At 69.1% G+C, this 26,788-nt stretch carries 28 protein-coding genes; 17 read left to right on the forward strand and 11 right to left on the reverse strand.

Translation table 11 applies throughout. The features are described 5' to 3' along the window. Nucleotides 1-157 precede the first annotated feature (157 nt). Together O5I81_RS19725 and O5I81_RS19730 are read left to right on the forward strand one after the other, a co-directional pair. On the forward strand, nucleotides 158-2,143 hold the full coding sequence (locus O5I81_RS19725) for an ATP-binding protein (protein ID WP_271066571.1): 1,986 nt from the start codon (nucleotides 158-160) through the stop codon (nucleotides 2,141-2,143). A gap of 70 nt (nucleotides 2,144-2,213) precedes the next feature. Further along, a complete protein-coding gene (locus tag O5I81_RS19730; protein WP_271066572.1) occupies nucleotides 2,214-3,980 on the forward strand; it encodes a DUF885 family protein in 1,767 nt (588 codons plus the stop codon). A 214-nt stretch (nucleotides 3,981-4,194) separates the two neighbouring features. Here the strand turns inward: O5I81_RS19730 and O5I81_RS19735 are convergent, their stop codons facing one another. From O5I81_RS19735 to O5I81_RS19750, 4 genes are all read right to left on the reverse strand, one after another. After that, nucleotides 4,195-4,437 (reverse strand): DUF6356 family protein, encoded by a 243-nt coding sequence (locus O5I81_RS19735; RefSeq protein WP_271066573.1) that lies wholly within the window; start codon nucleotides 4,435-4,437, stop codon nucleotides 4,195-4,197. A 302-nt stretch (nucleotides 4,438-4,739) separates the two neighbouring features. After that, nucleotides 4,740-5,519 (reverse strand): pyrroline-5-carboxylate reductase, encoded by a 780-nt coding sequence (proC, locus tag O5I81_RS19740; protein ID WP_271066574.1) that lies wholly within the window; start codon nucleotides 5,517-5,519, stop codon nucleotides 4,740-4,742. Nucleotides 5,520-5,725: 206 nt separating this feature from the next. Continuing rightward, complete coding sequence (locus tag O5I81_RS19745) at nucleotides 5,726-6,235, reverse strand: YbjN domain-containing protein (RefSeq protein WP_271066575.1); 510 nt, start codon at nucleotides 6,233-6,235, stop codon at nucleotides 5,726-5,728. 122 nt (nucleotides 6,236-6,357) lie between these two features. Next, the gene (locus O5I81_RS19750; RefSeq protein WP_271066576.1) at nucleotides 6,358-6,600 is read right to left on the reverse strand and encodes an accessory factor UbiK family protein; all 243 of its coding nucleotides are present in this window, start codon (nucleotides 6,598-6,600) and stop codon (nucleotides 6,358-6,360) included. A gap of 102 nt (nucleotides 6,601-6,702) precedes the next feature. Between O5I81_RS19750 and lgt the strand changes: the two genes are divergently transcribed. The 10 genes from lgt (at nucleotide 6,703) to O5I81_RS19800 (ending at nucleotide 15,692) form a co-directional block, all read left to right on the forward strand. Then, nucleotides 6,703-7,581 (forward strand): prolipoprotein diacylglyceryl transferase, encoded by an 879-nt coding sequence (gene lgt, locus O5I81_RS19755; protein ID WP_271069065.1) that lies wholly within the window; start codon nucleotides 6,703-6,705, stop codon nucleotides 7,579-7,581. Next, nucleotides 7,578-8,630 carry an SAM-dependent methyltransferase gene (locus tag O5I81_RS19760; protein WP_271066577.1) on the forward strand — a complete coding sequence of 351 codons (1,053 nt, stop codon included), beginning with the start codon at nucleotides 7,578-7,580 and terminating at the stop codon, nucleotides 8,628-8,630. Before lgt ends, O5I81_RS19760 begins: the two co-directional genes overlap by 4 nt. Nucleotides 8,631-8,856: 226 nt before the next feature. Further along, nucleotides 8,857-9,495, forward strand: a complete 639-nt coding sequence (locus tag O5I81_RS19765; RefSeq protein ID WP_271066578.1) for a TetR/AcrR family transcriptional regulator — start codon at nucleotides 8,857-8,859, stop codon at nucleotides 9,493-9,495. Then, a complete protein-coding gene (locus O5I81_RS19770; protein ID WP_271066579.1) occupies nucleotides 9,492-10,457 on the forward strand; it encodes an HlyD family efflux transporter periplasmic adaptor subunit in 966 nt (321 codons plus the stop codon). Before O5I81_RS19765 ends, O5I81_RS19770 begins: the two co-directional genes overlap by 4 nt. Nucleotides 10,458-10,545: 88 nt before the next feature. Further along, nucleotides 10,546-11,463 (forward strand): ABC transporter ATP-binding protein, encoded by a 918-nt coding sequence (locus O5I81_RS19775; RefSeq protein WP_271066580.1) that lies wholly within the window; start codon nucleotides 10,546-10,548, stop codon nucleotides 11,461-11,463. Beyond that, on the forward strand, nucleotides 11,460-12,596 hold the full coding sequence (locus O5I81_RS19780) for an ABC transporter permease (protein WP_271066581.1): 1,137 nt from the start codon (nucleotides 11,460-11,462) through the stop codon (nucleotides 12,594-12,596). Before O5I81_RS19775 ends, O5I81_RS19780 begins: the two co-directional genes overlap by 4 nt. 43 nt (nucleotides 12,597-12,639) lie before the next feature. Beyond that, a complete protein-coding gene (gene thrB, locus O5I81_RS19785) occupies nucleotides 12,640-13,599 on the forward strand; it encodes a homoserine kinase (protein ID WP_271066582.1) in 960 nt (319 codons plus the stop codon). Continuing rightward, nucleotides 13,596-14,042, forward strand: a complete 447-nt coding sequence (rnhA, locus tag O5I81_RS19790) for a ribonuclease HI (protein ID WP_271066583.1) — start codon at nucleotides 13,596-13,598, stop codon at nucleotides 14,040-14,042. Before thrB ends, rnhA begins: the two co-directional genes overlap by 4 nt. 64 nt (nucleotides 14,043-14,106) lie before the next feature. Then, entirely contained in the window at nucleotides 14,107-15,252 is a 1,146-nt protein-coding gene (locus tag O5I81_RS19795) for a hypothetical protein (RefSeq protein WP_271066584.1), read from the forward strand. After that, entirely contained in the window at nucleotides 15,252-15,692 is a 441-nt protein-coding gene (locus tag O5I81_RS19800; protein WP_271066585.1) for a MarR family transcriptional regulator, read from the forward strand. The genes O5I81_RS19795 and O5I81_RS19800 overlap by 1 nt, the downstream gene beginning before the upstream one ends. Nucleotides 15,693-15,841: 149 nt before the next feature. Here the strand turns inward: O5I81_RS19800 and O5I81_RS19805 are convergent, their stop codons facing one another. The 5 genes from O5I81_RS19805 to ispH form a co-directional block, all read right to left on the reverse strand. Further along, entirely contained in the window at nucleotides 15,842-16,288 is a 447-nt protein-coding gene (locus O5I81_RS19805; protein WP_271066586.1) for an NfeD family protein, read from the reverse strand. A gap of 17 nt (nucleotides 16,289-16,305) precedes the next feature. Continuing rightward, complete coding sequence (locus tag O5I81_RS19810) at nucleotides 16,306-17,271, reverse strand: SPFH domain-containing protein (protein ID WP_271066587.1); 966 nt, start codon at nucleotides 17,269-17,271, stop codon at nucleotides 16,306-16,308. Between the two features lie 119 nt (nucleotides 17,272-17,390). Next, complete coding sequence (locus O5I81_RS19815; RefSeq protein ID WP_271066588.1) at nucleotides 17,391-17,828, reverse strand: TIGR02301 family protein; 438 nt, start codon at nucleotides 17,826-17,828, stop codon at nucleotides 17,391-17,393. Between the two features lie 45 nt (nucleotides 17,829-17,873). Then, complete coding sequence (gene pgeF, locus O5I81_RS19820) at nucleotides 17,874-18,644, reverse strand: peptidoglycan editing factor PgeF (protein ID WP_271066589.1); 771 nt, start codon at nucleotides 18,642-18,644, stop codon at nucleotides 17,874-17,876. Next, complete coding sequence (gene ispH / locus O5I81_RS19825; RefSeq protein WP_271066590.1) at nucleotides 18,641-19,600, reverse strand: 4-hydroxy-3-methylbut-2-enyl diphosphate reductase; 960 nt, start codon at nucleotides 19,598-19,600, stop codon at nucleotides 18,641-18,643. Before ispH ends, pgeF begins: the two co-directional genes overlap by 4 nt. A gap of 183 nt (nucleotides 19,601-19,783) precedes the next feature. Between ispH and O5I81_RS19830 the strand changes: the two genes are divergently transcribed. Together O5I81_RS19830 and O5I81_RS19835 are read left to right on the forward strand one after the other, a co-directional pair. Next, complete coding sequence (locus O5I81_RS19830; protein WP_271066591.1) at nucleotides 19,784-20,443, forward strand: Tat pathway signal sequence domain protein; 660 nt, start codon at nucleotides 19,784-19,786, stop codon at nucleotides 20,441-20,443. A 27-nt stretch (nucleotides 20,444-20,470) separates the two neighbouring features. Beyond that, complete coding sequence (locus O5I81_RS19835; protein ID WP_271066592.1) at nucleotides 20,471-22,312, forward strand: arginine--tRNA ligase; 1,842 nt, start codon at nucleotides 20,471-20,473, stop codon at nucleotides 22,310-22,312. Nucleotides 22,313-22,496: 184 nt separating this feature from the next. On the opposite strand, the gene O5I81_RS19840 is transcribed toward O5I81_RS19835, so the two are convergent. Together O5I81_RS19840 and O5I81_RS19845 are read right to left on the reverse strand one after the other, a co-directional pair. Beyond that, nucleotides 22,497-23,219, reverse strand: a complete 723-nt coding sequence (locus tag O5I81_RS19840; RefSeq protein ID WP_271066593.1) for a hypothetical protein — start codon at nucleotides 23,217-23,219, stop codon at nucleotides 22,497-22,499. A 140-nt stretch (nucleotides 23,220-23,359) separates the two neighbouring features. Next, on the reverse strand, nucleotides 23,360-23,599 hold the full coding sequence (locus O5I81_RS19845) for a DUF1674 domain-containing protein (protein ID WP_271066594.1): 240 nt from the start codon (nucleotides 23,597-23,599) through the stop codon (nucleotides 23,360-23,362). A 55-nt stretch (nucleotides 23,600-23,654) separates the two neighbouring features. Here O5I81_RS19845 and O5I81_RS19850 point away from each other — a divergent pair, with 55 nt between their 5' ends. From O5I81_RS19850 to O5I81_RS19860, 3 genes are all read left to right on the forward strand, one after another. Next, entirely contained in the window at nucleotides 23,655-24,080 is a 426-nt protein-coding gene (locus O5I81_RS19850; RefSeq protein WP_271066595.1) for a hypothetical protein, read from the forward strand. Between the two features lie 77 nt (nucleotides 24,081-24,157). Next, entirely contained in the window at nucleotides 24,158-25,438 is a 1,281-nt protein-coding gene (locus O5I81_RS19855) for an RsmB/NOP family class I SAM-dependent RNA methyltransferase (RefSeq protein WP_271066596.1), read from the forward strand. A gap of 168 nt (nucleotides 25,439-25,606) precedes the next feature. Then, nucleotides 25,607-26,650, forward strand: a complete 1,044-nt coding sequence (locus tag O5I81_RS19860) for an IS110 family transposase (protein WP_271066031.1) — start codon at nucleotides 25,607-25,609, stop codon at nucleotides 26,648-26,650. Nucleotides 26,651-26,788 lie beyond the last annotated feature (138 nt).

Consider the following 26,788-nt stretch of genomic DNA (forward strand, 5'->3'; position numbering starts at 1 on the left):
AGCCGACCAGCAGCGTGTCGGGGATCCAGCGATGAGGCCGTCAGCAGGTGTCGACCATTTCCCGATTATTCTCTGCTTCCCGCGCCCTGGAGGTGATCGTCATGGCCGGCGGTCCGCGTCGATCCCGCGGCGCCGCTGACAATTCGGGCGCCCGTGGATGAAGCCGCTGTCTTCCAACGAGAAGATCGTGGCCCTGCTGAGCCACCTCAAGCGCGCCCAAGCGGTCTCCAGAACCGGCAGTTGGGAATGGGACCTCGTCACCAACGAGATCTTCTGGTCCGAGGAAATCTACAACATCTTCGGGCTCTGCGCCTCGCGGTTCAAACCCAGCTATCCGGCCATTCTCGAGCGGCTTCACCCCGACGATCGTGACCTGATCCACGCCGAGGTGCGCGCCGCCATCGAGCATCGCAAGGCCTATGAATTCGAGCACCGCGTCCTGTTGCCGGACGGCGGCGTCCGGTTCGTGCGGGAACATGGCGAAATCGAATATGGCGAGGACGGCGCCCCCGTGCGCATGCTGGGCGCGGTTCAGGATCTGACCGAGGTCCGGCGAGCCCGGTCCGACGCCCTCCGCAGCCAGGAAATGCTGTCGAGCATGATGGCGATCTCGCCCGAGGCCATCATCGTGGCCGACGCCCGTGGCCGGATCCTGCTGTTCAGCCTCGGGGCCGAGAAGGTGTTCGGCTACAGTCAGGCGGAGGCCGTCGGCCAGGACATCGAGGTTCTGATGCCGGCCGATGTCCGAGGTCGGCACCGGGGCCACGTCGCCCGTTTTGCCGCCGAGGGGGGGCGCAGCCTGCGGATGAGCGACCGGGGCGAAATCTCCGGCCAGCGCAAGAGCGGCGAGATATTTCCCGCCGAAGCCTCGCTGGCCAGCCTCGACTGGATCGACGGCCAGCGCTTCACGGTCATCGTTCGGGACCTGTCGGGCCACCGCCTGAACGAACGGCGGCTGAAGGAGGCCCTGGAGGCCGCCGAGCAGTCCAACCGGGCGAAGTCGGCCTTCCTCGCCAACATGAGCCATGAAATCCGCACGCCCCTGAATGGCGTCCTGGGCGTCGCCCAGGCCCTGGCCCGCACCCGGCTTGAGGAGGGACAGCTGGAGATGCTGCGGCTCATCGAGACCTCGGGCCGCGCCCTGGAGCAGCTGCTCTGCGACATTCTCGATCTGGCCAAGGTCGACGCCGGCCGGCTGGCGATCGCCCGGGACCCGTTCGACCTCGGCCTGCTGGCCCGCGACGTCCACGCCCTTTTCCGCGCCACGGCGGCGGACAAGGGCATCGGCCTGCGCCTGTCGCTGGATCCGGCGGTGGGCGGGATCTTCGAAGGGGACAGCCTGCGTATCCGGCAGGTGCTGAGCAACCTGATCAGCAATGCCGTCAAGTTCACCTCGGAGGGTGAAATCCTGGTCGCCGTCGCGCCCGCCGCGCGCCCGGACGGCGCCGAGGCGATTCGCTTCCAGGTGAGCGATTCGGGGATCGGCTTCGAGGCCGACAGGGCCGAGCAGCTGTTCGAACGCTTCGAGCAGGCCGACAACACGACCACCCGGCGGTTTGGCGGCACCGGGCTCGGCCTGGCCATCTCGCGGTCGCTGGTCGAGCTGATGGGCGGGACCATCAGGGCCGAGGGCCGGCCCGGCCTGGGGGCCACCTTCACTGTCGATCTTCCTCTGGCCCGCGTGGCCGAAAACGCGATCCTGGCCGGGGCGGAACCGGCGACGCCGACGGGCGGGAACGGGCGCGTACCGAGGGTTCTGCTGGCCGAAGACCATCCCACCAACCGGCGGGTGGTCGAACTCATCCTGTCGGGACTGCCCGTCGAGCTGACCTCGGTCGAGAACGGCCTCCAGGCCCTGGAAGCGACCGATGGGCAACCTTTCGACCTGATCCTGATGGACATGCAGATGCCGGTCATGGACGGCCTGACCGCGACCCGGCAGATTCGGGCGCGGGAGGCGCGGACCGGCGCGCGGCGGACCCGGATCGTCACCCTCACCGCCAACGCCATGCCCGAGCACCGGCAGGCGTCGGAAGCGGCCGGCGCCGACGGGTTCCTGACCAAGCCCATCGACGCGGCGGCGCTGATCGAGGCGGTGCTGGACGATCCCGCGGACGCGGTCGAACCGTCGCCGGCGGCTTGAGCGGCGGCGCTTGCGCCGGTCGCCGTGGCGGTCCAGCCTTGCCGCGCCAATGTTCCGGAGAGACTTGTCCATGTGGAAGGCCCTTACCGCCGCCCTGTTGCTGACCCTGGCGCCGCTGGCGGCCTCGGCCCAGGCGCCGGATGCGAAAGCAAAACTCGACGCCATCGTCGCCGACTACCAGGCCTGGTCGGACCGGGAGAACCCGATCGGGGCCGGGTTCAACGGCGACCGCGAGGCGCTGGGCAAGCTGCCGGACGTGACCCTGGCGGCCGACCAGCGACGGGCGAAGGAACTGGCCGGGTTCGAGGCGCGGCTGAAGGCCATTCCGGAGACCGGGCTGTCGGAGAACGACGGGCTGAACCGGGCCATCCTGATCCGGGTGGTCGACGACGAGATCGCCTCCATCAAGTACGACCAGAGCCGCTTCGCCTTCTCCAGCGACGACAGCTGGGACGGCAACCTGACCTATCTGGCCGACAGCGCCCCGATGGCCAGCAAGGCCGACGCCGAGGCCTGGCTGACTCGCCTGGCCGCCGTGCCGAAACTGTGGGCCGACAGCACCGACAACGCCCGCCGGGGCATCAAGACCGGCTGGACCCAGCCGCGCTACATCGCCGAGCGGGTGCTGACCGAAGCCAAGGCCAATGTCGCCAAGCCGGTGACCGAGGCCGACCCGCTGATCCGGGTGTTCGACAAGCTGCCGGCCAGCGTGACGCCGGCCGAGAAAGCCGCGTTCAAGGCGCGTGGCGTGGCGCTGATGACCGGGAAGATCGTGCCGGCCCGGCAGGCCTTCGTGACCTTCCTGGAGAAGGAGTACATCCCGGCCACCAAACCCGAGATCGGCGTCGGGCGGCTCAAGGGGGGCAAGGACTATTACGCCTGGCTGGCCCGCCGCTACACGACGACCAACATGACGCCCGAGGAGATCCATGCGCTGGGCGTCTCGGAAGTGGCGCGGATCCGGGCCGAGATGGACACGGTGATGGCCCAGACGGGGTTCAAGGGGACCTTTCCTGAATTCCTGGCCTTCCTGCGGTCCGACAAGCGGTTCGTCGCCGAGAGCCGGCAGGACCTGATGGAGAAGGCGAGCGAGATCGCCAAGCGGATCGACGATCGGCTGCCGGCCTTCTTCGCCACCCTGCCCCGCCTGCCCTACGGGGTGCGCGAGGTGCCGCGCGAGATCGAGGACAACTACACGACCGGCCGCTATTTCCCGGGCAGCCCGCAGCTGGGCGTGGCCGGCGGCTACATGGTCAACACCGGCAAGCTGGACCAGCGGGGGCTGTACGAACTGCCGGCCCTGACCCTGCACGAGGCGGTGCCGGGGCACCATCTGCAGATCGCCCTGGCCCAGGAACTGCCCGAGGTTCCGGCTTTCCGGCGGGATGCGGACATGACGGCCTTCGTCGAGGGCTGGGGGCTGTATTCCGAGCGGCTGGGCATCGAGATGGGCATCTATCGCGACCCCTATGAGCAGTTCGGGCGGCTGTCCTACGAGATGTGGCGGGCCTGCCGGCTGGTGGCCGATACGGGCATGCACTACCTGGGCTGGGACCTCGAGAAGGCCCGCGCCTGCTTCACCGACAACAGCGCCCTGTCGGCCCACAACATCGACGCCGAACTGGCCCGCTATGTCAGCTGGCCCGGGCAGGCGCTGGCCTACAAGATCGGCGAGCGGACGCTGGTAAAGGTGCGGACGAAAGCCGAGACGGAACTGGGCGACAGGTTCGACGTGCGCCGGTTCCATGACGCCGTGCTGCTGGCCGGGCCGTTGCCGATGGACCTGCTGGAGGCGCGGATCGACCGGTGGGTCGCGAGCGAGAAGGCGCGGAAATAGCTTCCATCCTCCCACGTAGGCCGAAGGCCGTACGGGGGAGGGGGACCGCGCGCGTAGCGCGTGGTGGAGGGGGCGAGTGACGGAGCGCGGTCTTCAAGGTCAGGATCGGAGAATGGGCGGAAGGGCCGGCGCACGGCCCTCGCCCCCTCCACCACCGCCTTCGGCGGCGGTCCCCCTCCCCCGTACGCTTCGCTACGGGTGAGGATGAAGGACCCTAAACCCCCGCCCCGGTCCAGTCGCCATAGCCCGCGCCGTCCGGTTTGCGGCCGGTGAGTTTGGCGTTGAGGGCGTGGACGGTGCGGCTGCCGGTGGTCTTGAACAGGGCCGGGCAGAGGCCGTGCATCAGGCAGGCGAGGCCGGCGCCGAGCAGGGTGAAGCCGAACTTCCAGGAGTGGCCCAGGTGTTCGGTGTAGCTCTCGCCCACCGAGCGGGGGTGAGCGGTAAAGGGGTTGTCCATCGTCGGCCCTCGATGTGAGCCTCCTGCTTGGCAGGGGGCGGCGGCGGGATCAAGGCCTGGAGAGATCGAAGCGGGGGCATTATACCACGCCGACCGGCTGGCGACAGCAAGCATGCCTCGAAAGGTCAATAATTTCCGTGGCTTGGACGTGGCGCCGGGGCGGTGAATGTAGGCGCCGACGTTGGCGCCGCGTAGGCGCCGACGCGGGGAAAGTAGGCAGGTTCGTGCGGCCTCATACCTACAGACCGGTGACCGGACCGGACGCGGCCCGTCGGGGTCCTGGAATTTTTACCGGGTAAAATTCAGCCCAGTTCGCGAGAGCGCGACACGGCGGCGGCGACGGCGGATTTCAGCAGAGGCTCCAGGCCGGCCGGGCCCATCAGCACCTCGAGCGCCGCCTGGGTGGTGCCGCCGGGCGAGGTGACCTGGCGGCGCAGCTCGGCCGGCGGGGTGTCGGCCGACGCCATCAGGGCGGCGGCGCCGGTCAGGGTGGAGCGGGCCAGCGTGGCGGCCGCGTCGGGTGTCAGTCCGGCGGCGATGGCGGCCGATTCGAGGGCCTCGGTGAAGGCGTAGAGGTAGGCGGGGCCGGAACCGCTGACGGCAGTGGCGGCGTGCATCAGGCCTTCGTCGGCGATCTCGACGACGCGGCCGAGGGGGTCGAACAGGGCGTGGGCGCGGGCCCGGGCCTGGGGGTCGCTGGCGCAGACGGAGGCCGTGCCCTGGTTGATGGCGACCGCGGTGGTCGGCATGACGCGGGCGACGCGCAGGCCCCCGAAGGCCTCGGCGATATCGGCGGCGCGCACCCCGGCGGCGATGGAGACGACGACGGCGTCGGGATGGAGATGCGGCGCAACCTGGGCGGCGGCCTCGCGCCAGACCTGGGGTTTGACGGCGAGGATCACCGTGCGGCAGGCGGCGAGGTCGGAATCCGGCGGGTTGAGGCGCATGCCGTGGATGTCGGCGGCGCCGGGGTTGGGGTCGCGGATGTAGAGGTCGGAGGGGACGAAGGTTCCGGCTCGCCGCCAGCCCTCGATCATGGCGCCGCCCATGCGTCCGACGCCGAGGATGAGGATGGGGGTCATGGGGCGGTCCTGAATCGTGAAGCGGACACCCTAAGACCTCCCTCCCCGAATGGGGAGGGCAGGCGCGCGTTGCGCGCCGGGTGGGGCAGTGGGTCACCAGCGCCGACCGGCTCGTCTTCTCGGTGGACAATCGCGAAAGTCTCGGACCGACTTCCCCACCCGACGCGCGTAACCGCGCGTCTGCCCTCCCCACTCGGGGAGGGAGGTTAAGCCCGGCCCACTGTCTCGAACATGCAGGCGGCCATGGCTTCTTCCGGGGTCTTGGCGCCGGCCAGCAGGAAGTCGAAGGCGGGGTAGAAGCGGTCGGCGGCTTCCATGGCGACGTCGATCATCGCCGCCGTCTGGGACGGGGTCGGGCGTTCGGCGCCGAACAGGCCCATGGCGTGGCGGAAGACCACCTCGCCATCGTCGGCCCAGATCTCGAAATGGCCCTGCCAGAGGCGCTGGTTGACCAGGTTGGCGAGGTCGCAGGCCTTGCCGCGGGTAACCTTGCCGGCCTTGAGGTCGATGGAGAGGCAGAGCTGCAGGCATTCGGCCTCGGGCCGCCAGGCGAACCACAGCTCGTAGTCCTTCCAGTCGCCGGCCAGGGAGAAGGCGAGATCGCCGTCCTCGGTGCGGTCGAAAGCCAGGTTCTCGGCCGAGAGGACGTGTTCGACCACCTCGAGCGGGTCGAGCGCCAGGAAGGCTTCGTCGTCTTCGGGAGGTGAAATGTCCATCGGTCTTACCGTCCTTTGGAGGTGCGGCGGCGACGGCGGAACTTCCCCCGAATCACCTGCACGACCTGACCCTAATCCTGTTCGTTTACGAGGTCACAACCGCTTCTTTCGGAGCGGGAGCGCTACTCGCCTTTGGGCGTGTCGGACGCCGCACCCTTGAGGGCGGCGATCTCGGCGCGCAGGGCGGCGATCTCGGCCTTGAGGGCCTCGAATTCGTCGCGGCGGATCAGATCCAGCTCGGCGGCGAAGCGATCGCCCTGGGCGCGGAAGGCGGCCTTGGCTTCCTCGCCGGCGGCCTGGGCGAGGCCGGCCGCCGCGGTGGTCAGCTTGGCGATCTCGTCGAGGAAGGGGTTCTGGGTATGCATGGCCTCATTCATATGGGAAACGATTCATGAATGCGAAGGGGATTAGACGACTGATCCCCAGTTTCGTGGCGAACGAGGTTAACTGTCGTGCCCTTTCCAGACATCAGCCCTTACGTCGGCGGCGACGGGGCGACCTTCCAGTTGTTCGGCGGCACCTTCGGGATCCGCTGGTACGCCCTGGCCTATGTGGCCGGCATCCTGCTGGGCTGGCGCTATGCCGTGCGGCTGGTCAGGACTCCGAAGCTGTGGGGCGGCCAGGCGCCGACCGCGACCCCGGTGCAGATCGACGACCTGATCCTGTGGGTGACGCTGGGCATCATCCTCGGCGGGCGGCTGGGCTATGTGCTGTTCTATAAGCCGGCGCTGATCTGGAAGGACCCGATCGAGATCATCAAGATCTGGGAAGGCGGCATGAGTTTCCATGGCGGCCTGCTTGGGGTCATCGCGGCGATCTTCTTCTTCGCGCGGAGCCAGAAGATCGACCTGCTCAAGCTGGGCGACCTGGTGGCGCCGGCCGTGCCGATCGGCCTGTTCTTCGGGCGGATCGCCAACTTCATCAACGGCGAGCTGTGGGGCCGGCCGACGATGATGCCCTGGGGGATCATCTTCCCGGGGGCCGACGGTTTCCCGCGCCATCCGAGCCAGCTCTATGAGGCGGCGCTGGAGGGCATCGTGCTGTTCCTGGTGCTGCGCTGGGCGACGCACAGCAAGCTCTGGCTGCAGCGGCGCGGCGTGATCGCCGGGCTGTTCCTGGCCGGCTATGGCCTGGCGCGGGTGGCGCTGGAGAATGTGCGCCAGCCGGACGATTTCCTGGACAACCTGTTCGGGATGGGCGGCTCGATCACCATGGGCATGCTGCTGTCGCTGCCAATGCTGATCGGCGGGGCCTGGCTGGTCTGGCGCGGGCTGAAGGAGCCGGTGGTGATCGTGAAGACCGACGCCGCCCCGGCCTCCGACAAGGACGCCGCGTCCGCGCCATGAGCCTGAAGGAACGGCTGGAAGCCGAGATCGCGGCCGGCGGGCCCATCCCCGTCGCCGAATACATGGTGCGCTGCCTGCACGACGCGAAGGACGGCTATTACGCCACCCGGCCGGCGCTGGGCGGCGGCGGCGACTTCATCACCGCCCCGATGGTCAGCCAGATGTTCGGCGAACTGCTGGGCCTGTGGTGCGTCGAGAGCTGGACGCGGCTGGGCAGGCCCGAACGGTTCCGGCTGGTCGAGATGGGACCGGGCGACGGGACGCTGATGAGCGACCTGTTGCGGGCCGTGCGGCTGGCGCCGGACTTCGTGGCGGCGGCGGACCTGTGGCTGGTCGAGACCTCCGGGCCGTTGCGGACGGCGCAGCAAGAGAAGCTGGCCGGCTCGGGTGCGCAGTGGACGGCCAGCCTGGACGGCGTGCCGGAGGGGGCGCCGCTGGTGCTGATCGCCAACGAGTTGTTCGACTGCCTGCCGGCCCGGCAGTTCGTGCAGACGCCGGGCGGCTGGGTCGAGCGGCTGGTCGGGCTGACGCCGGACGGCGAGCTGACCTTCGGCCTGGCGCCGAGCGAGCATGGGGCGGTTCCGGACGAGGGGGCGATGATCCTCGAGGTGTCGCCGGCCCAGGACGCGCTGGCGGCGACGATCGCGGCGCGCGTTGTGAGCGACGGCGGGGCGGCGCTGGTCATCGACTATGGGCGCGACAAGCCGGAGTTCGGCGACACGCTGCAGGCGCTCAAGGGCCATGAGAAGGTCGGAGCGCTGGAGTTCCCGGGCGAGTCCGACCTGACGGTGCATGTGGATTTCCCCAGCCTGCTGACCGCCGCCCGCGAGGCGGGGGCCGAGGCGGCCGATCCCGTGCCGCAGGGGCTGTTCCTCGGACGGCTGGGCATCCAGCCCCGGGCCGAGGCGCTGATCGCGGCGCGGCCGGACCGGTCGATGGTGATCGGGCGGCAGCTGGCGCGGCTGGTGGCCCCGGACCAGATGGGCGAGCTGTTCAAGGCGGTGTGCATTCACCAGCCGGGGTTCGTGCCGCCGGGGTTTGAAGCTTAGGCGGCGACCTCCCTCCCCGAATTGGGGAGGGCAGGCCGAAGGCCGGGTGGGGAAGTGGATCACCACAGCCGGCCGGTCAGCCTTCTCAGCGCTTGGTCTTCAAGGTCAGTGACCGACTTCCCCACCCGACGCGCGTAACCGCGCGTCTACCCTCCCCAATTCGGGGAGGGAGGTTGTGCAGTCGGCCAGGCTTGCTAATAACTGACCAGTCAGTTATTACGGCCTCATGCAACCCGGTCCCCCCAAGTTCCAGCGTCGCAAGGACGACCGCCCCGGCGAGATCGTCGCCGCCGCGCTGGCGGTGTTTTCCGAGAAGGGCTTTGCGGCCGCCAGGCTGGACGAGATCGCCCGGCGGGCCGGGGTCTCCAAGGGGGCGCTCTATCTCTACTACGAGACCAAGGAAGACATCTTTCATGCGGTGGTGAAGACCGCCGTCGCCCCCGATGTGGAGATGGTCAAGGCGCGGCTGGAGGCGTTTCCAGGGCCGGCCGCGGGGCTGCTGGAGGTCTTCCTGCCGACCATCGCCTCCATCCTGTCGGTGTCGCCGGTGGCGAGCATCGGCAAGATGGTGATCAGCGAAGGCCGCAATTTTCCGGAGCTGGCGCGCTACTGGCACGACGAGCTGGTGGCGCCGATGATCGGTATCGTCAGTGGAATGATCAAGCGGGCGCAGGAGCGCGGCGAGGTGCGGGCCGGCGATGCGAAACTGTTCGCGATCGAGATCGTCTCGCCCTTCCTGATGGCCCTGCTCTGGCGCGAGACCTTCGTGCCGATCGGGGCGCAGCCGTTCGACCTCAACGCCCTGGCCGCCCAGCATCTGTCGGTGCTGAAGGGCGGCATGCTGACCCCCGGAGGCGTCCCATGAAGCGTCCGCCCAAAGCCGTTCTCATCGTCCTTGGCGTCACGGTCATTGCCGCCGGGGCGGCCTGGGCCTTCTGGCCCCGGGGCGGGCCCGCGCCGCTGACCGGCTATGTCGAGGGCGAGACCCTGTATTTCGCCGCCGCCCAGTCGGGGGCGCTGACCACCCTGAACGTCGAGCGCGGCCAGCGGGTCGAGGCCGGGGCGCCGCTGTTTCAGGTCGATCCGGGCACGGCGCAGGCACAGACGGAGCGGGCGGCGGCGCAGGCCGAGGCGGCGAAGGATCGGGCGGCGGACGCGCTGAAGGGCCAGCGGCCGCAGGAGCTGGCGGTGTATCAGGCCCAGCGGGCCAGCGCGAAGGCGCAGCTTGATCAGGCCGAGGCCGAGTTCCGCCGGGTGCGGACGCTGAGCGCCAAGGGCATCTATGCGCCGGCCAGGCTGGACCAGGCGCAGGCCGCCGTCGGGGTGGCGCGGGCGCAGTATCAGGAAACGATCAAACGGCTGGATGTCGCCGAGCTGGGGGCCCGCGAGGACCAGGCCCGGGCGGCGGCGGCCGAGGCGCAGGGCGCGCGGGCCGGTTTGAGCGAAGCGGCGATCCGCGCGCGGCAGCTGGCGCCCGTGGCCCCGACGGCGGGGCGGATCGAGGACGTCTTCTACAGGCCGGGCGAATGGGCGGTGGCCAATACGCCGGTGGTGGCCCTGCTGCCCGACGCGCGGGTCAAGCTGCGGTTCTATGTACCGGAGACGGAGGTGACGCGCTATCGGCCGGGCGGGTCGGTGCGGTTCAGCTGTGATGGCTGCAAGGAGGGCGAGGCGAGGATCGCCTATGTCAGCCCGCGGCCGGAGTTCACGCCGCCGGTGATCTACAGCCGCGGCAATCGCGAGCGGCTGGTGTTCCTGGTCGAGGCGACGCCGGAGGCGCCACGCGATCTGGCGCCGGGACAGCCGGTCGAGGTGGTGCGGAAGTGAGAGGCGCCAATCTTCGCAAGCCGGCGCTGCCCTCATCCGACCCCCTTTGGGGGGACTGGTCTTCTCCCGACAAGCGGGAGAAGGAACGGTGACTCTGGCCATCGACGTGCGCGGCCTGAACAAGTCGTTTGGCGACAAGCAGGTGGTGCGCGATCTCGACATCCAGGTGCAGGCCGGCAAGGTCACCGGGTTCCTCGGGCCGAACGGCTCGGGCAAGACCACCACCATGCGGATGCTGTGCGGCCTGCTGACTCCCGACAGTGGCGAGGGCGAGGTTCTGGGGCTGGATTTCCGACAGCAGGCGCGGACCATCAAGCGGCGCACCGGCTACATGACCCAGAAATTCTCGCTCTATGAGGACCTGACCATCGGCGAGAACCTGGATTTCACGGCCCGGGTCTACGGCATGTCCGGGCGGCGCCAGCGGGTCGATGAGGCGCTGGAGAAACTGGGCCTGACCTCGCGGCGCGACCAGCCGGCGGGGGCGCTGTCGGGCGGCTGGAAACAGCGGCTGGCGCTGGCGGCGGCGACGCTGCATGAGCCGGACCTGCTGCTGCTCGACGAGCCGACGGCGGGGGTGGACCCCAAGGCCCGGCGGGAGTTCTGGGACGAGATCCATACCCTGGCGGCGGGCGGGCTGACGGTGATGGTCTCCACCCACTACATGGACGAGGCCGAGCGCTGTCACGACATCGCCTACATCGCCTATGGCCGGCTGATGGCGCGGGGGACGACGACGCAGCTGATCGACCAGTCGCGGCTGGTCACCTTCCGCGCCGAGGGCGAGGGCGCCGATCGTCTGTCTACGGAGCTTGCTCGCAGGGAGGGGGTGGAGATGGCCGCGCCGTTCGGCTCGGCGCTGCATGTCAGCGGCACGGATCGGGCGGCGCTGGAGGCGGCCATCGCGCCGTATCGGCGGCCGGGACTGACCTGGACCGAGGCGCGGCCGACCATCGAGGATGTCTTCATCCACCTGATGAACCGGGCGGAGGACAACTTCGCATGAGCCGGCCTTCCCTCTCCGGCCAGCGCATCCTGGCCGTCCTGATCAAGGAGTTCATCCAGCTGACGCGGGACCGGCTGACCTACGCCATGATCCTGGCGGTGCCGATCGTCCAGCTGCTGCTGTTCGGCTATGCCATCAACAACGACCCGCACAACCTGCCGGCCATCGTGCTCGACCAGGACCGCAGCAGCTTTTCCCGCTCGGTGCTCGTCGCCCTCGACAACACCGACTACTTCCGGTTCGTGGCCGAGGCGAAGAGCCCGGCCGAGCTCGACGCCGCCATCGAGGAGGGCCGGGCCCAGTTCGCCATCACCATTCCGCAGGACTTCGGCCGCCGGGTGGTGCGCGGCGACAAGGCCCAGCTGCTGATCGAGGCCGACGCCTCGGACCCCACGGCGGTGGGCGGGGCGGTGGCGGCAGTCTCCGGCCTTGCGGGCCAGGCGCTGAGCCATGATCTGACCGGACCGCTGGCCGCGAAGGCCGGATCAGCGCCGTTCGAGGTGGTGGTCCACCGGCGCTATAACCCCGAGAACATCACCGCCTACAACATCGTGCCCGGGTTGCTGGGCATCGTGCTCTCCATGACCCTGGTGATGATGACCGCCCTGGCCCTGACCCGCGAGCGGGAGCGGGGAACCATGGAGAGCCTGCTGTCGACGCCGGTCGAGCCGCTGGAGGTGATGATCGGCAAGCTGGCGCCCTATGTGGTCATCGGCCTGATCCAGACGGCGATCATCCTGATCCTGGCCAAGCGGCTGTTCGGGGTGCCGTTCGTCGGCGGCTGGGGGGCGCTGGCCCTGGGGGTGGTGCTGTTCATCGTCGGAAGCTTGAGTCTCGGCTTCCTGTTCAGCACCCTGGCCCGCAGCCAGCTGCAGGCCATGCAGATGAGCGTCTTCTACCTGCTGCCGTCCTTGCTGCTGTCGGGCTTCATGTTCCCGTTCCGCGGCATGCCCGGCTGGGCCCAGGCGATCGGCGAGGCGATCCCGGTCACCCATTTCCTGCGGATCGTGCGGGGCTCGCTGCTCAAGGGCGTCGGGGTGGAGCACGCCTGGGTGAGCCTTCTCGCGTTGACCCTGTTCGTGGCGGTGGTCACGACCTTGGCGATGAGCCGCTATCGCACGACGCTCGACTGATCGGGCTTGACCGGGCGGGCGGGCTCGACCATCCCCCGGAACCATGGCGGTCTATACGGACATCACCGACGAGGAGCTGGAACGCTTTCTCGCGAGGTACGATCTGGGCGAGCCCCTGGCGTTCAAGGGCATCGCCGAGGGAATCCAGAATTCCAACTTCCTGCTGGAGACGGCCGGCGGGCGGTTCATCCTGACCGTCTATGAGCGAGGTGTCACCGCAAAGGAGCTGCCCTATTTCCTCGACCTGATGGGCTACCTCGCCGAGGCCGGCTTTCCGTCGGCGCGGCCGATCCCGGACCGGGAGGGCGTGGTGCTGCAGTCGGTGCGGGGCAAGCCGGTGGCGCTGGCCCAGTTCCTGCCTGGATTGTCGGCGCGGCGGCCGACGGTGGCGCAGTGCCGGCAGGCGGGCGAGGGCCTGGCCTGGCTGCATCAGGCCGGCGAAGGCTTTCCGGAGCGGCGGGTGAATGATCTGGGCCAGGCGGCCTGGGCCGGATTGTTCGCCGGGCTGGAAGGGGCGGCCGAGGCGCTGAAGCCCGGGCTGTCGAAGACCATCGCCGGGGACCTGGCGCATCTGGCGGCGCACTGGCCCAGGGACCTGCCGGCCGGGGTGATCCATGCCGACTTCTTCCCCGACAACGTCTTCTTCCGCGAGGGGCGGTTCGCCGCCGCCATCGACTTCTACTTCGCCTGCGACGACGCCTATGCCTACGACCTGGCGGTGACCTTGAACGCCTGGTGCTTCGAGAGCAGCGGCGAGCTCAACATCACCGCCGGCAAGGCGCTGCTGGCCGGCTATGAGGCGCGGCGGCCGCTGAGCGACGCCGAGCGGGCGGCGCTGCCGATCCTGGCCCACGGGGCGGCGATGCGGTTCTTCCTGACCCGGCTGGCCGACTGGGGCGCGGCGCCGGACGGGGCGCTGGTCAAGCCGAAGGACCCGATGGAATACGAACGCAAGCTGGCGGTGCACCGGGCCGGGCTGTCGATCCTGACGGACGCCGTATGACCCCCAAGGTGGTGATCTATACCGACGGCGCCTGCCGGGGAAATCCCGGGCCGGGCGGCTGGGGCGCGGTGCTGATGAGCGGCGGCAAGGTCAAGGAGATCAAGGGCGGCGAGCCGGCGACGACCAACAACCGCATGGAACTGATGGCCGCCATCCAGGCGCTGGAGGCGCTCAACAAGCCCTGCACGGTCGAGCTGCACACCGACAGCAAGTATGTCCAGCAGGGCATCAAGGAATGGCTGCACCTGTGGAAGGCGCGCGGCTGGAAGACCTATTCCAAGGGGGCGGTGAAGAACGACGACCTGTGGAAGCGGCTGGACCAGGCGCGGCTGCGGCATGAGGTCGACTGGCGCTGGATCAAGGGCCACAACGGCCACGAGTGGAACGAGCGGGCCGACGTCCTGGCCGGCGAGGGGCTACGAGAGGCGCTGGGCGAGCGGTAGGTCTTGACAAGTTCAACGTTGAACGATGTTATTGGTTCAACGTTGAACGAAAGGCCTTTGCGCCATGGATCGTCGAAACTTCATCTCCCTGATCGGCGGCGGGACGGTGATGGCGGCCGGGCTGAGCGGCTGCGACAAGGTTCCGGACGCGACGACGGCCTGGGTCTCGCCCGGGTCGGCCGAGCGGGACGTGCGGCGCTATGCCCTGGCCCACGCCATCCTGGCCCCCAACCCGCACAACCGTCAGCCGTGGCTGGCGCGGCTGGATGGAACCGACGCGCTCACCCTGTTCATCGACCGGACGCGGCTGCTGCCGGCCACCGACCCCTTCAGCCGCCAGATCGTGCTCGGCTGCGGGGCCTTCCTCGAACTGCTGGTCATCGCCGCCGGGGCCAAGGGCCAGACCGCGACGGTGACGCCGTTTCCGGACGGAGAGCCCGCCGACGCCCTCGACGACCGCCCGTTCGCCCGGGTGGTGTTCGCTCCGGGCGGGACGCTGGATCCGCTGTTCCGCCACATTCTCCGTAGACGGACGACCCGCGAGCCCTATGACGTCAAACGGCCGATCGCGGCCGGCGACCTGGCCGCCCTGCAGGCGGCGGTGGGGCCGGGCCTGCGGGCCGGAGCGCTTACCGGCGGCGAGGCGCTGGGCGACATGAAGGTGCTGACCCGCGACGCCTTTGAGCGCGAGGTCGATACCCCGGCGGCCAACCAGGAGAGCATCGACCTGATGCGGATCGGCGACAAACAGATCGCCGAGCACCGGGACGGCCTGTTCCTGCGCGGGCCAGCGATAGAGGCCCTGCATGCGGTCGGCATCCTGACGCCGGAGAACATGGCCAGGCCGGGGACCATCGCCTTCAAGCAGATGCGGGACTTCGCCCGGCCGCTGTGCGAGGCGACGGCGGCTTTCCTCTGGATGGTCAGTCCGGACAACAGCCGGACGACCCAGATCGCCTCTGGCCGGGCCTATGCCCGCATGGCCCTGGAGGCGACGGCCCGCGACATCGCCATCCAGCCGATGAGCCAGGCGCTGCAGGAATACCCGCAGATGGCGCCGTTCTTCGCCCGCATGGACGCCGCCGTCGGGGTGAAGCCCGGCGAGCGCCTGCAGATGCTGGTGCGGGCAGGCTACGCGAAGGATGTGCCGCCGGCGCCGCGCAAGGGCCTCGAAGACCTGTTCCGGCCCCGTCCTTCGACGGCCGCCTGATGGCCTTGAAGGAGCGGCCGGATGTCTCGGTCCTGACCGAGATCGGCATCATTTCGCAACTGTCCAACGCGGCGCTGGAACGCAGCCTGCCGGACGGCATGAGCGCGGCGCAGTTCGGGGTGCTGACCCACTTCATGCGGCGCGGCGGCGAGGAGAGTCCGGCCAAACTGGCGGCCGCCTTCCAGGTGACCAAGGGGGCGATGACCAACACCCTGCAGCGGCTGGAGGCGCAGGGGTTCGTGGCGGTGGTCGGCGATGCGGCCGACGGGCGGAAGAAACGCGTGTCGCTGACGGCGGCGGGCGCGCGGGCCTATGAGGCCGGGCTGATGGCGCTGCGGCCGCGCATGGAGGGCCTGCGGGAGGCCTTCACCGACGCGGAGTTCACGGCCGCGCTGCCGTTCCTGCGGGCGTTGCGGGTGTGGATGGACGAGAACCGCTGATCCTCCCCCCTCCGATCATCCCGACGAAAGTCGGGACCCAGCTGGCAGAATGCAAAAGGGGCCGGCGCTGATCAGAGCTGGCCCCCTCGCTATTGTGGACACTGGGTCCCGACTTTCGTCGGGATGATCGGATTTTGGGTGGGTAGGCGCTACGCCGCCTTCACACGCAGGCTCGCCGCCGAGATCACCTCCAGCACCTGCACGGTCTTGCCGGGGATGAGGGCGTCGTCGCTGAGGGCGTCCCATTCCTTGCCTTCGACATGCACCCGGCCGCGGCCCTCGGCGAAGATGCTGGCCGCCTCGCCGCGGGCCCCGATCAGGCGGGTGATGTTGTCGTTGATGTCCGGTCCGTCGCCCGAGATATTTTTGGGCAGGTAGCGGCGGGCCGTCACCGTCACGGCGATGGTCAGCACCGCATAGATCAGCAGGTGGATGGCGACATTGGACGGCAGCACGAAGGTCAGCGCCGCCAGCGCCGCCGCCGTCACCGCCGGCCACAAGAGCCAGCCCGAGCCGGTCATCAGCTCGGCCCCGAGAATGACCGCCCCGAGGGCCAGCCAGAACCAGACCGCGTGGTTGGCGTAGAGGACTTCCATGGCTTGGCTCCCCAATCCTAGGCGTTGCGGGGCGTCCGCGGCGTCGCCGTCGGCGGCGGCGGCACGACCCGGGCGTCGCCGCCGCTGAGCGTCTTCACCAGCTCGCCGATGCCGGCGATCGAACCGGTCAGGCCGGCGAAGTCGGCCGGAACGATGACCGTCTTCTGCTGCGGGCTGGAGGCCAGCAGGGCGAAGGCTTCGACGTACTTCTGGGCGATGAAGTAATTGATGGCGTTGACGTCGCCGCGGGCGATGGCTTCCGAGACGAAGGCGGTGGCCTTGGCTTCGGCCTCGGCCTCGCGTTCGCGGGCCTCGGCGTCGCGGAAGGCGGCTTCCTTGCGGCCCTCGGCCTGCAGGATGGCCGACTGCTTGGCGCCCTCGGCCCTGGCGATCTGGCTCTGCTTTTCGCCGTCCGCCTCGGTGATCACCGCCCGGCGTTCGCGTTCGGCCTTCATCTGGCGGGCCATGGCGTTGGTGATGTCCGGCGGCGGGGTCAGATCCTTGATCTCGATGCGCGTGGCCTTGACGCCCCAGGGGTTGGTGGCGTGGTCGATGGTGGCCAACAGGCGGCTGTTGATCTGGTCGCGCTGGCTGAGCACCTCGTCCAGTTCCATCGAGCCGACCACGGTGCGCAGGTTGGTCATGCACAGCTGGGCGATGGCGTAGTTGAGGTTGTCGACCCGGTAGGCGGCGTTGGCGGCGTCCATCACCTGGATGAAGACGATGCCGTCGACCTTCACCACCGCGTTGTCCTTGGTGATGACTTCCTGCTGGGGCACGTCGAGCACCTGCTCCATCATGTTCACCCGCCGGCCGATCGTCTCGATGAACGGGGTGAGAATGGAGATGCCGGGCTTGAGGGTGCGGGTGTAGCGGCCGAAGCGCTCGACCGTGAACTCACGGCCCTGCGGCACGATCTTGAGCACGCTGAACACCAGGAACAGCGCGAATACGACCAGAATTGCAGCGAAAATCCAGAACATCGATGGCCCTCCCAATCTCTCAACTTGAGATGAGCCTAGCTGCGTATCGTCGCAAGGGTAACCAGCATTCATTACCGCCGATGGGTAATTATCGCCCCGTTTTGGGCGAAAAAGTCGGGCTATTCCGTCGGAGCGGCGTCCGGGTTTTCCCCGTCCTTCAGGGCCGGATCGTCAGGGCCCATGCGCTGGACGGTGCGGACGGAGGCCGCCATGCGCTTGGCGATGCCCTCGCCCTTGCGGGCCACGGCCAGCTCGGCCTTGCGGCTGTCGGGGCCGCAGGACGGAAACTGCGCCTTGCGGGCGGCGAAACCGCTGTTGAACGACTGCTTCAGCCGGGCCTCGAAATCGGCGTCGGCCTGTTCGGTATTGACCAGCTCGGCCATGCGGTCGCGCCAGTACTGGTCGCCATCGCCGCTGCAGACCTGGCGCAGGGCGTGGGACTCGCCGATGGCGTAGGCCAGATCGACCAGCGACTGGCGCTCGGGCGGCGGGCGCTCCTGGGCAAGCGCCGGAGATGCGAGCAGCAGGGCGGCCAAAGCGGGAAGAAGGCGTTTCATGTCGCCATCTGGTTCAAGTCTCGCGCCAACATCAAGCCGACTCGCCTAATCCAGCATGATGGCGCTGAGCAGGCGGCCATAGTCGGGCTCGCCCCGCCGGAAGGCGCGGCGGTTGGAATAGAAGAGCTCGTCTTCCGCGCAGGTGTCGCGGCCGACCCATTCGGCCCGGTTGACGCCGGCCGCGGCCAGGCGCGAGAGGACGAAGCCCGGCAGGTCGAACTGGCGCTTGCCTGGCGCGCCGGGGGCGAACCAGGCGGCGTGGGCGGGATCGGCCTCGAGGAAGGTGGCCTCGAACTCCTCGCCGACCTCGTAGGAGGCCTGGGAGATGCAGGGACCGACGGCGGCGACCATATCGGCGCGGCGGGCCCCCAGCCGCTCCATGGCGGCGACAGTCTCGGCGACGATGCCGGTGAGGGCGCCCTTCCAGCCGGCGTGGGCGGCGGCGACCACCCGGGCCTTCGGGTCGGCGATCAGCACCGGGGCGCAGTCGGCATGCAGGGCCCCGCAGACGACGCTTCGCTGGTCGGTGACGACGCCGTCACCCTCGGGGCGATAGCGGCCCCAGGGCGCCTCGGCGGTCAGGGCCCTGGCCGAGTGGATCTGGTAGCAGGTGTTGAGGGCGTCAGGCATGACTCCGAACCAGCCGGCGGCCCGGGCCCGGTTCTCCTCGACATCGGCCGCTTCGTCGGAGGAGCCGCGACCGACGTTGAGACTGTCGAACAGCCCGCTGGAGACGCCGCCCTGGCGGGTGAAGAAGGCATGGCGGACGCCCGGCAGGCCCTTGAGCAATTCCGACTGGACGACCGGCAGGCTCACGCCGTCAGCACGCGCGGGAGCTTGAAGCGCACGGTCTCGCGGGTCGGGGCGACTTCCTCGATGGTCAGGTCGAAGCGGGTCGCGAGCCGCTCGATCAGCTCCTGAACCAGCAGTTCCGGGGCCGAGGCGCCGGCGGTGATGCCGAGCGAGCTGATCCCGTCCAGCCACTCGTCCTTCATCTCGGCCGCCTTGTCGATCAGATAGGCCCCGCGCACCCCGGCCCGCTTGCCGACCTCGACCAGCCGCACCGAGTTGGAACTGTTGGGCGAGCCGACGACGAGCAGGACCTCGCTGGCCTCGGCGATGGCCTTCACCGCCTCCTGGCGGTTGGTGGTGGCGTAGCAGATGTCTTCCTTGTGCGGCGTCGAGATGCCGGGGAAGCGGGTCTGCAGGGCCTCGATGATGTGGGCCGTGTCATCGACCGACAGGGTGGTCTGGGTGACGAAGGCGACGTTCATCGGGTCCTTCGGGGTGAAGGTCGCGACGTCTTCGACGGTCTCGATCAGCTTGACGACGCCCTCGGGCAGCTGACCCATGGTGCCGACCACCTCGGGATGCCCCTTGTGGCCGATCAGCACGATCTCGCGGCCGTGCTGGTGATGGCGCTGGGCCTCGACATGGACCTTGGAGACCAGCGGGCAGGTGGCGTCGAGATAGAGCATCTGCCGTTCGCGGGCCTCGGCCGGCACGCTCTTGGGCACGCCGTGGGCCGAGAAGATGATCGGCCGGTCGACGGGACATTCGGAGGTCTCCTCGACGAACACCGCGCCCATGGCCTTGAGCCGATCGACCACGAAGCGGTTGTGGACGATTTCGTGGCGCACATAGACCGGCGCGCCGTACTTCTCGATGGCCTTCTCGACGATCTGGATGGCCCGGTCGACGCCGGCGCAGAAGCCGCGCGGGCTGGCAAGCAGGACCTTCAGGGAAGGCTTGGCGACGGGCGTGGCATCCATGCCGCCCTAGTTAGGGCGTTGTCGCCTCAGCCGCCAGCCTCAAGGGACAATGGCCGACTGTTTCGCCTTGCACGCTTCGTTGCGTTGCAGGGCCACGCATATGCCTTTATCAGCGGAGAAGAGTTTCAATGAGGATCGACCTTCAGGGTCGCCCTCAAACGCCAAGTATCTGTCGGGACCCGCATGCGCCGCTTCTTCACCTACGCCCTCGCGGGCCTGATCCTCGTTTCCGCGCCGGCCGCCATGGCCCAGGGCCGCCGTGGCGACCAGGACAAGCGCCAGGAAGAACAGAGCGCCAAGAAGAAGGCGCGCGACAAGGAGTGGAACCAGCCGGAAGCCCCGCTGCCCGCCCTGCGCAACGCCGGCCCCTGCCCCTATGTGAAGGTGCTGTACGACGCCGCCCGCTACATCGAGTTCGACGGCAAGGAATCGGCCGGCGCCGTCGCCTACAGCGGTGAGATCCAGGGTCTGTCGTCGGCCTGCGAATACAAGGACGACGAGCCGATCCGGGTGTCGCTCGAGGCCCTGTTCGCGCTGGGCAAGGGTCCCAGGGCGACCAGTGACCGCAAGACCTACCGCTACTGGGTGGCGGTCACGACCCGGAACTCGGCGGTGATCACCAAGGAATACTTCGACCTGCCGGTGAAGTTCAGCGACGACCGCACCATGGTCACCGAAAAGCTGGAAGGCATCGTCATTCCGCGCGCCAGCATGGAAACCAGCGGCGCCAACTTCGAGGTCCTGATCGGCTTCGACGTCACCCCGGCGATGGCCGAGTTCAACCGCGACGGCAAACGTTTCCGCGTCTCGGCCGGCGCGCCAAAGGCCGCCGACTCCAATTAGTAAGCCTCCTGCTCTAGAACGACTTCCATGACCGATCTGAAGAGGACGCTGGGTGAAGCGGCTGCGGCCGCGTTCGCCGAATTGGGGATTCCGCCCACGCTCGGGCGGGTGACCCCCTCCGACCGTCCCGACCTCGCCGACTTCCAGTCCAACGGGGCCATGGCCGGGGCGAAAGTCGCCGGCAAGCCGCCGCGCGAGATCGCCCAGTATGTCGTTGACCGCCTGGCCGGCGATCCCAATCTGGCGTCCGTCGAGATCGCGGGCCTCGGCTTCATCAACATGCGGGTCAGCCCGGCCGCCCTGTCGGTGCGGGCCAACGAGATCGCCGCCGACGACCGCAAGGGCGCCGTCGAGGTCGAGGACAGCCGCCGGGTGATCATCGACTACGCCGGGCCCAACGTCGCCAAGCCAATGCATGTCGGCCACCTGCGCGCCTCGATCATCGGGGAGGCGGTCAAGCGCATCTACCGCTTCCGCGGCGACGTGGTGCTGGGCGACGCCCACTTCGGCGACTGGGGCTTCCAGATGGGGCTGCTGATCGTCGCGGCCATGGACGAGATTCCGTTCGTCCGCGCCCTGATGGAGCGGCTGGTCACGGCCCCGGGCGGCTTCTCGGAGGCCGACAGCCAGCGGGTGCTGCAGGAACTGGGCAATCACATCACCCTGGCCGATCTCGACCGGATGTATCCGGAGGCGGCCGGCAGGGCCAAGACCGACGTCGAGTACCGCGACCGGGCCCGCAAGGCGACCGCCGAACTGCAGGGCGGCCGCTTCGGCTATCGCCTGCTGTGGAAGCACTTCGTCAATGTCAGCCGGGTGGCGCTGGAGCGCGAGTTCCACGCGCTTGGCGTCGATTTCGACCTGTGGAAGGGTGAGAGCGACGCCGATCCGCTGATCGCCGGCATGGTCGATGAGCTGCAGGCCAAGGGCCTCCTGGTCGAGGACCAGGGCGCGCGGGTGGTGCATGTCGCCCGGCCGGGCGAGACGAAGAAGAAGAAGCTGGAAGACGGCTCGACCGTCACTGTCCCCTCGCCCGATCCGCTGCTGGTGGTCTCGTCCGAGGGCTCGGCCATGTACGGCACGACGGACCTCGCCACGATACTGGACCGCCGCAAGAGCTTCGATCCGCAGCTGATCCTCTATTGCGTGGACCAGCGCCAGGCAGACCATTTCGAGCAGGTGTTCCGCGCCGCCTATCTCGCCGGCTACGCCGCGCCCGGCGGCCTGGAGCATATCGGCTTCGGCACCATGAACGGTCCGGACGGCAAGCCCTTCAAGACCCGCGAAGGCGGGGTGCTGAAGCTGCACGACCTGATCGAGATGGCCCGCGAGAAGGCCCGCGAGCGGCTGCGCGAGGCAGGCCTGGGCAGCGAGCTTGAGCCTGATGAATTCGAGGAGATAGCCCACAAGGTTGCTGTCTCCACCCTGAAGTTCGCAGACCTCAGCAACTATCGCGGCACCAGCTACATCTTCGATCTCGATCGCTTTACGACTTTCGAGGGGAAGACCGGTCCGTATCTGCTGTTCCAAGCCGTGAGGATCAAATCAATCCTCCGCAGGGCAAGGAACGAGGGCGTCGAAGAGTCCAAGATCAGCGTCAAGGAGCCGGCCGAGCGCGAGCTGGTGCTGATGCTGGACGCCTTCGGCGCGGCCACCGCCGAGGCCTACGACAAGAAGGCCCCCAACTTCATCGCCGACCACGCCTTCAAGCTGGCCCAGGCCTTCTCGAAGTTCTACGCCGCCTGCCCGATCATGAGCGCCGAGACCGACGCCATCCGCGGCAGCCGCCTGCGCCTGGCGCGGGCGACGCTGGAACAGCTGGAACTGGCGCTGGACCTGCTGGGCATCGAGACGCCGGAGCGGATGTAGGGCGGGGCACGGACCTCCCTCCCCGAATTGGGGAGGGCAGGCGCGCGTTGCGCGCCGGGTGGGGAAGTGGATCACCGGCCCCACCGGTTAGGCTTCTGAGTGCGTCCTCTTCAAAGTCAGCGACCGACTTCCCCACCCGACGCGCGTAACCGCGCGTCTGCCCTCCCCAAGTCGGGGAGGGAGGTCAGTGCTTGCAGCCGCAGCCGCCCTTGCCACCGTGGCCGCCCTTGTGACCGCCGCGGCCGCCGATGCGGATGCTGACGCCGACGCTGGCCCGGGCCGAGGCGTAGGCGCTGGCCCCCGCGCCGGCCTCGGCATAGGCGCCGCCCCCGCCGCCGCCTCCACCGCCGTCGATGTATTCGGGGCCGACCCCGCCGCCGCCCCAGAAGAAGCTGTCGCTCAGGCGGATCTCGCCGCAGCTTTCGATCATCCGGCCCTGGGCGTCAAAACGCTGGCGGCAGGGCTCGCGGCCCCAGTCGCCCTCGTCGTGGCGTTCCCAGCCGCCGCGCTCTTCGTAGCCCCAGCTGTAGCCGCTGCTCTCCTCGTAGGTGCGGCTGGCGCCGTAGCGGTCCTCCTCGTCCTGGTAGACCGGTTCGCCGACCCGTTCCTCATAGTGGACCGGCGGCTGGGCGCGGGGCGCGTAGGGATCCTCGATCACGTAGCCGGGCGGCAGGCAGTAGCCCTGGCAGTTGACCTGGCCCTGAACGGCAGCGCCGGCCTGCCCGGTCGTCTCGGCGCGGTAGCTGTAGGCGGAGCCGCCGGCCTCGCTGCGCTGGTAGGCGTAGGCGTCGCCGGTAACGCCGACAGACGGCGCGGCCCGGTAGGGCTCGGCGGCCATGGCCAGGGCCGGGCTCAGGGCCAGGGCGCCGGCCAGCAACAGGGCTGTGGTTCGCATCGCGCGTGGCATGTCCGGACTCCTGACGCAGTTACAGGAGGAGAAGGCTACGCCTCGAAATGGGCAGCCGCGACGCTCTGCGCCTCGGACGAGAGGGACAGGGTTAAGGCGCCGCGCGAGGCGGGTAATTTAACCGTGCCGGCCGGCAGACCTCAGAAATCGACCGCGATGCCCTTGCGCTCCCAGTCGCCATAGCGGGTCGGTTCGGGGCCGGCCGGGCCGCCGTCCTCGGGCGGGGGCGCCGCCTCGACAGCCGCCGCCTTGCGCGCCGCAGCCTCTTCCAGCGCCCGCCGGGCGGCCGGAGACAGCACCTTTCCCGGGGCGGCCCCAGGGACTTCAGGCGCCTCCTGACCAAGATTTAATCGAACACCGTCTTGCGGATCGTCAGCCATGATGGTTTACGCGCGCTCCCAACAACAACGACAAGTATAGGGAAAGATTAAAACCATGTCACGTTGGCCTTATGTGTTTTTCGCCGCCGCCTGCTTTTACATCATGATCGGCGTCTGCTGGGGTATGTACATGGGCATCAGCCATGATCATGCCACCTCGCCCGGTCACGCCCACCTCAACCTGCTGGGCTTCGTCAGCCTGTCGATCATGGGCGGATTCTACGCCCTGCTCGGCAAGGAAACCCCGACCTGGATCGTTGGCGCCAACTTCGGCCTGATGAACCTCGGCGTCTGCCTGCTGGCCCCGGCCCTGTTCCTGCTGCTGTCGCAGCGGGTGGAACCGGCCCAGGTCGTGCCCGTCTTCATGATCGGCGAGGTCTCCATCCTGCTGGGCTTCCTGGCCTTCGGCGCCGCCGTCATCGGCGGTCTGCGCCGCACGGGTCGGGCGAAGGCAGGATCCTTGAAGGTCGCCATCGCCTAGCTCTTGCTTGATCCCTGCGCCGCAAAGGCGGCCCTTCTTGGCTTGAACCCTGCGCCTGAAAGGCGCAGGGGGACGGCGTGACCCAAGCACCTTCGAACGACCTGGCCGCCCGCCGCGCGGCCCTCACCCTGCTGGACGCCGCCCTCGAACGCCGGGGCGGCATCGACGAGGCGGCCGCGGCCGGCCCGCTGAAAAGCCTCGACGCCCGCGACCGCGCCTTCGCCCGCGCCCTGACGCTCAGCACCCTGCGCCGGCTTGGGGCCATCGACCGGCTGCTGGCCCCGAAGCTGAACCGCGAGCCGCCGCCGCGCATCCGCAACCTGCTGCGGCTGGGCGTCGCCCAGCTGTTCTGGTTCGACACCCCCGACCATGCCGCCGTCTCGACCAGCGTCGATATCGCCGCCGCCGACAAGGCCGGCCGGGCCTTCAAGGGCCTGGTCAACGCCGTGCTGCGCGGCCTGCTGCGCGATGGCCCGCCGGCCGACGATCCCGAAGCCCTCTGCCCGCCCTGGCTCTACGCCCGCTGGACCAACGCCTGGGGCCCCGAGGCCGCCCGCGCCATCGCGGCGCAGATCGCGGGTGAACCGGCCACCGACCTGACGGTGCGCGAGAACGGCGACATCGAACTGCTGACCGCCCAGCTCGAGGCCACCGCCCTGCCCGGCGGCACGGTCCGCGTCACCCAGCGCGGCGATGTCGCCCAGTGGCCGGGCTTCGCCGAGGGCCGCTGGTGGGTGCAGGACGCCGCGGCCGCCATCCCCGCCCGCCTGCTGCACGCCAACGCCGAACAGACGGCGCTCGACCTTTGCGCCGCGCCGGGCGGCAAGACCCTGCAGCTGGCCGTGACCGGCGCCAGGACCGTGGCCGTCGATCGCTCCGAAGAGCGGCTGAAGCGGGTGACCGAAAACCTGGCACGGATGGGCCTGACCGCCGAGGTCATCGCCGCCGACGCCGGGCGCTGGGACGATGAGCGCACCTTCGACGCCGTCCTGCTCGACGCCCCCTGCTCGGCCACCGGCACCTTCCGGCGCCACCCGGACGTGCTGTGGGCCGCCGCCCCTGGCGACATCGCCAAGCTGGCCGCCGTGCAGTCGCGTCTGCTGGACAGCGCGGCGATGCGCACCGCGCCCGGCGGGCGGCTCGTCTACTGCGTCTGCTCGCTGGAGCCGGAAGAGGGCGAAGGCCAGGTCCGCGCCTTCCTCAACCGCCATCCCGAGTTCAGCAACGAACCCTGCGCCGAGGGCGAGGGCGGGGCGCCGGCCGCCTCGCTGACCCGCGAAGGCTGGCTGCGCCTGCTGCCCCACCAGCGCGAAGGCGGCCAGGACGGCTTCTTCGCGGCGCGGCTGAAGCGAAACTGATCCCACTCTTGATGTCATCCTCCGGCCGCGCAGCGGACCGGGGGACCCATCTGTCCGCGTGAAAACGGCCGAGAGTCCTTCCAGAGCCGCCTTGATGGGGTGGACGACCCCCGGCGGCATCGGTGTGCCAAGATGGGTTGTCTGAACTCATCTCAAGGAGGGCCGTCCGTGGAGCATCCTACGCGCATATTCATCGATACGTCCAAGCAGCTGTTTCAGCTGCACGGTGTGGACGCAGGCGAGAAGGTCGTCATTCGCCGGCAACTTCGGCGGCGGGAGATGATCCCGTTCTTCACCAGGCTGGCGCCGACGGTGATCGGACTGGAAGCCTGTGGAGGTTCACACCACTGGGCGCGGGAGCTGGCGGGGCTTGGCCATCAGGTGATGCTGCTGCCGGCCCAGTATGTGAAGGCCTATCTGAAGCGAGGCAAGAACGACGGTCGCGACGCCGAGGCCGGCTGCGAAGCGATGAGCCGGCCGACGATGAGGCCGGTGCCGGTCAAGACCGTTCAGGAGCAGGCGGTGCTGATGCTGCTGGCGACGCGGGACCGACTGGTGCGAAGCCGCACCCAGCTGACCAACGCCATTCGCGGCCATGCCGCCGAGTTCGGGCTGATCGCTCCGACCGGGCTGGACAAGATCGAGCCGCTGCTGGAGCGCGTCGCCGCCGACCAGGCTTTGCCCGACCTGGCCCGGGACCTGTTCGCGGGTCTTGGCCGCCAGCTCCTCGCCCTGCAGGCGCAGATCGTCGAGATCGACGCCCGGATGGCGGCGCATCATCGGGCCGATCAGACCAGCCGCCGGCTGGCCAGGATCCCCAGCGTCGGGATCGTCGGCGCGGTCATGCTCGCCGCCAAGACCCCGGACCCCAAGGCCTTCCGCTCAGCGCGCGACTTCGCCGCCTGGCTGGGCCTCACGCCCAAGGACCATTCCACTGCCGGCAAGACCCGCCTTGGCGGCATCACCCGGGCCGGCGACGAGGCGCTTCGAGCCGTCCTGGTCTGCGGGGCCATGGCGGTGATCCAGAACGCCAAAGCGGGTCGAGGACAGCCGTGGCCATGGCTCAATCGGCTATTGGCCACAAAGCCGACCAAGCAGGTCGCCGTCGCCCTCGCCAACAAGACCGCCCGCATCGCCTGGCGCCTCATGGTCAGCGGACAGGACTACGATCCGTCTCGCCGCCTCGCCGCGCCTTCCCAACAACCTGCCTAGCCGGCAGGCTCAACCCGTTCCTTGCAAGAGGCAGATGGTGTGATCGATCGATCAAATGGATGGGACACTCCGCGGGACCCAACGGCGTCACAGACCGCTGCCTTGATCGGAACCCATCCCGCGCAAACCATCTTGGCG

The sequence above is a fragment of the Caulobacter sp. NIBR1757 genome, assembly GCF_027912495.1.
GTDB lineage: Bacteria > Pseudomonadota > Alphaproteobacteria > Caulobacterales > Caulobacteraceae > Caulobacter.

Bases quoted from the DNA above. Each gene is read 5' to 3' on its own strand.
- O5I81_RS19780 (WP_271066581.1), top strand. From the start codon at position 11,460: ATGAGCCGGCCTTCCCTCTCCGGCCAGCGCATCCTGGCCGTCCTGATC.
- rnhA (WP_271066583.1), top strand. From the start codon at position 13,596: ATGACCCCCAAGGTGGTGATCTATACCGACGGCGCCTGCCGGGGAAAT.
- O5I81_RS19835 (WP_271066592.1), top strand. From the start codon at position 20,471: ATGACCGATCTGAAGAGGACGCTGGGTGAAGCGGCTGCGGCCGCGTTC.
- O5I81_RS19845 (WP_271066594.1), bottom strand. From the start codon at position 23,599: ATGGCTGACGATCCGCAAGACGGTGTTCGATTAAATCTTGGTCAGGAG.
- O5I81_RS19770 (WP_271066579.1), top strand. From the start codon at position 9,492: ATGAAGCGTCCGCCCAAAGCCGTTCTCATCGTCCTTGGCGTCACGGTC.
- O5I81_RS19805 (WP_271066586.1), bottom strand. From the start codon at position 16,288: ATGGAAGTCCTCTACGCCAACCACGCGGTCTGGTTCTGGCTGGCCCTC.
- O5I81_RS19765 (WP_271066578.1), top strand. From the start codon at position 8,857: ATGCAACCCGGTCCCCCCAAGTTCCAGCGTCGCAAGGACGACCGCCCC.
- O5I81_RS19830 (WP_271066591.1), top strand. From the start codon at position 19,784: ATGCGCCGCTTCTTCACCTACGCCCTCGCGGGCCTGATCCTCGTTTCC.
- O5I81_RS19750 (WP_271066576.1), bottom strand. From the start codon at position 6,600: ATGCATACCCAGAACCCCTTCCTCGACGAGATCGCCAAGCTGACCACC.
- O5I81_RS19745 (WP_271066575.1), bottom strand. From the start codon at position 6,235: ATGGACATTTCACCTCCCGAAGACGACGAAGCCTTCCTGGCGCTCGAC.
- O5I81_RS19735 (WP_271066573.1), bottom strand. From the start codon at position 4,437: ATGGACAACCCCTTTACCGCTCACCCCCGCTCGGTGGGCGAGAGCTAC.
- O5I81_RS19800 (WP_271066585.1), top strand. From the start codon at position 15,252: ATGGCCTTGAAGGAGCGGCCGGATGTCTCGGTCCTGACCGAGATCGGC.
- O5I81_RS19725 (WP_271066571.1), top strand. From the start codon at position 158: ATGAAGCCGCTGTCTTCCAACGAGAAGATCGTGGCCCTGCTGAGCCAC.
- ispH (WP_271066590.1), bottom strand. From the start codon at position 19,600: ATGGATGCCACGCCCGTCGCCAAGCCTTCCCTGAAGGTCCTGCTTGCC.
- proC (WP_271066574.1), bottom strand. From the start codon at position 5,519: ATGACCCCCATCCTCATCCTCGGCGTCGGACGCATGGGCGGCGCCATG.
- O5I81_RS19760 (WP_271066577.1), top strand. From the start codon at position 7,578: ATGAGCCTGAAGGAACGGCTGGAAGCCGAGATCGCGGCCGGCGGGCCC.
- O5I81_RS19730 (WP_271066572.1), top strand. From the start codon at position 2,214: ATGTGGAAGGCCCTTACCGCCGCCCTGTTGCTGACCCTGGCGCCGCTG.
- O5I81_RS19840 (WP_271066593.1), bottom strand. From the start codon at position 23,219: ATGCCACGCGCGATGCGAACCACAGCCCTGTTGCTGGCCGGCGCCCTG.
- O5I81_RS19850 (WP_271066595.1), top strand. From the start codon at position 23,655: ATGTCACGTTGGCCTTATGTGTTTTTCGCCGCCGCCTGCTTTTACATC.
- O5I81_RS19795 (WP_271066584.1), top strand. From the start codon at position 14,107: ATGGATCGTCGAAACTTCATCTCCCTGATCGGCGGCGGGACGGTGATG.
- O5I81_RS19815 (WP_271066588.1), bottom strand. From the start codon at position 17,828: ATGAAACGCCTTCTTCCCGCTTTGGCCGCCCTGCTGCTCGCATCTCCG.
- O5I81_RS19810 (WP_271066587.1), bottom strand. From the start codon at position 17,271: ATGTTCTGGATTTTCGCTGCAATTCTGGTCGTATTCGCGCTGTTCCTG.
- thrB (WP_271066582.1), top strand. From the start codon at position 12,640: ATGGCGGTCTATACGGACATCACCGACGAGGAGCTGGAACGCTTTCTC.